The organism is Streptomyces sp. NPDC054840, assembly GCF_053611065.1.
Genome location: NZ_JBSGZP010000840.1, coordinates 1 through 2714, shown reverse-complemented (window position 1 = coordinate 2714; position 2714 = coordinate 1). Strand labels below are relative to the sequence as shown.

The 2714-nt window shown below is 73.1% G+C and carries 2 protein-coding genes; both read left to right on the top strand.

Going from position 1 to position 2714, the window contains the following annotated elements; genetic code table 11:
* On the top strand, positions 1-1888 hold a 1888-nt coding region (locus ACWGIU_RS34855; RefSeq protein ID WP_453712107.1), incomplete at its 5' end, for a WD40 repeat domain-containing protein.
* A gap of 144 nt (positions 1889-2032) precedes the next feature.
* Positions 2033-2707, top strand: coding sequence for a hypothetical protein (locus tag ACWGIU_RS34850; RefSeq protein WP_453712106.1), 675 nt, complete (start codon positions 2033-2035; stop codon positions 2705-2707).
* Positions 2708-2714: the final 7 nt, after the last annotated feature.

Below are 2714 nucleotides of genomic sequence, written 5' to 3'. Positions count from 1 at the left end.
CCTCACCCTCGGGGCCGACGGGACCCTGCACGTGGGGGACCTGCTCACCGGCCGCCGGGTCGCCGCCTTCCCGTCGGCGACCGGCATCGCGACGCTCGACGGCCGCCGGGTCGTCCTCACCGTCGACGACATCGACGTGGACCGGACGGTACGCGTGTGGGACCTGCGTACCGGCGATCAACTGGCCCGGTCGCTGGAGGTGGTGCGGACCGTCGACCTCGACGGACGGGTGCTCGCCGTCACCGCCCGGGAGCCGGACCGGGAGCCGGACGGGGAGCCGGACCGGGAGCCGGATCTGGCGGCGGACCCGGGGGAGCGGCGGCTGTGGGACCTGGCCACCGGCGAGCCGGTGGACACCCCCGCGGCCGCCGCGGCTCTGTCCGACGGTGAGGACCGGCCCGGCGTGACCACCCTGACAGTGGTGCACGGACGTGCCGTCGCCGTCGGCCTCGACGGCGAGGAGCCCCGCTTCATCGGCCCGCTGGCCCCCGCCCGGCAGAACGGCGCCCTGGTACGTACCCGGGAGCGGAAAACCGCGGTGCTGGACGGGCGTACCGTCGCCCTCACCGCCGAAGCGGACGGGACCCTGCGTATCTGGGACCTGACGGACGACCGGCCGCGCGTGCACGGCATGCGGGTGATCGATGCCGTCGGCGCGAGCGGCACGGCGCCGGCCTTCCCGCCCGGCCCGGAGCCGGAAGCGGACCTGTGGCACCGGATCTCCGGCCGCGGGAGCAGCCCTTCCGGCAGCGCCGATCCGGTCCTGCTCACCGTGGAGCAGGACGACACGGTGGTGGTACGGGACCGCGCCACCGGAAGGCCCGTCGGCCCGCCGCTGACCGGCCACACCGGCAAGGTCTGGGACGTGGCCACCACCGTCGTGGACGGGCGGGCCGTGGCCGTCACGGCGAGCGCCGACCACACGCTCCGGACCTGGGACCTCTCCCACGCCCTCGCCCAGGGGGACGATCCGTCCCACGCCGGCCACACCGGAACGGTCTCGGCGGTCACCACAGCCGTCCTCGACGGGAACCCGGTGGTCGTCACGGCAGGCGCCGATCACACCCTGCGCGTGCGGGACCTGACCGCCGGTCGGCAGGTCACGGCTCCTGTCACGGGCCTGGAGGGCGAGGTGACCGCCCTGGTCGCATCGGTGGTGGACGGGCGGCCGGTGATCGTGACCGCAGGTTCCGGTGACATCCTGCACCTGCTGGATCCGCTGGGCGGGGAACACCTGGGCGAGCCCGTCACCAGCCACCACGGCCGGGTGCTGGCCCTGGCCGGCGCGACCCTGGCCGGCCGGCCGGTCGTGGTCACGGCCGGCGCCGACCGCACCGCGGCGATCTGGGATCTCGCCACCCGCCGCCCGGTCGGCGAGCCGCTCACCGGCCACACGAGCAGGGTGACCTCCGTGGCGACGGCGGAACTGGCGGGGCGGCCCGTCGCGGTCACCGGCAGCTGGGACAAGACCGTACGGCTGTGGGACCTCACCACCGGCCGGCAGCTCGGCGAGCCCCTGACCGGCCACACCGACTGGGTGACGTCGGTGGCCACCACGCTGGTCGACGGCAGGCCCGTCGCCGTCAGCAGGAGCCGGGACAAGACGGTGCGCCTGTGGGACCTGGCCACGATGCGGGAGACCGGCGAACCCCTGCCCGGCCACACGGATCCGAACGGACCCATGGTGGTCACCACCGGGGGCGCCCGGCCGGTGGTGGCCATCGGCCAGGGCCAGAGCGTGCGCTTCTGGGACCTCGCCACGGGGCGCGAGGCGGGGAACGAGTACGCGCTGCCGCTCCCGGTGGCCGCGCTCGCCGCCGCACCGGGCGGTCGGCTCGGGGTCGCCTTCGGCCCCGAGGTCGCGGTGCTGCGCCCGGCGGCAGGTTGACTCAATCGGACCGTACGCCTCCGGTAGGTCGCCAGAATCTCAGGAGCAAGAGGCGGTGATCGACCGTGCGGGCCGGTGGCGAGTGAATTCGCCGCTGCCGTACGGCGGTTCGCCGATCCCCCCAGCACCGTGAGAGGCACCACGATGACCACACACCGCGTCAGGCGTTACGCGGCCCGCGCGTTGACCATGGCGATGGCGGCCTGCGCCGTCGCTGCGGCGACCACCCTTCCGGCGTCCGCCGCCGACCAGCCGACCCGGCCGCAGCTCATGGCGGACTGCGCCTCGGGCGAGGGCAAGTGCACCTTCAATTCGCCCAAGCTCGGGGAGGCGTACCTGGGTGAGCTCCGCCAGGTGTCGAACTCGCTGTTCAACTGCAGTACGTCCGACTCGACCCAGTCGATGACCTGGGACGACACGGTGGGCTCCACCGATTCGCTGGGCGTCTCCGTCACGGCCGGCGGTAACATAGCCGGCATCGTCGACCTGAGCGTAACCGCGAGTTACAGCCATAGTTGGTCGAGCAGTCACTCGGAGAGCAGCTCGCTCAACATGACGGTGAAGCCGGGCGAGGTCGGGTGGATCTCGCGCGCCCAGGTGATGCAGAAGGTCTCCGGTACCTGGCAGACCCACTACGACAGCCCGAAGTGGGGCCACTACTACTGGTTCTTCCAGGACACGATCACCAGCCCCGCCAAGAACGGCACGGACGGCAGGAGCAACGCGGTGGTGGTCAAGACTCGCAAGATGACGGCCGCGGAGAAACGCTCCTGCACCGCCGAGGGCCACCAGGGCCGCACGTTCGTCCAGACCCGCTGAACCATCC

What these genes read in the sequence shown, in the direction of transcription:
- ACWGIU_RS34850 (WP_453712106.1), top strand. Translation starts at nt 2,033, where the DNA reads ATGACCACACACCGCGTCAGGCGTTACGCGGCCCGCGCGTTGACCATG.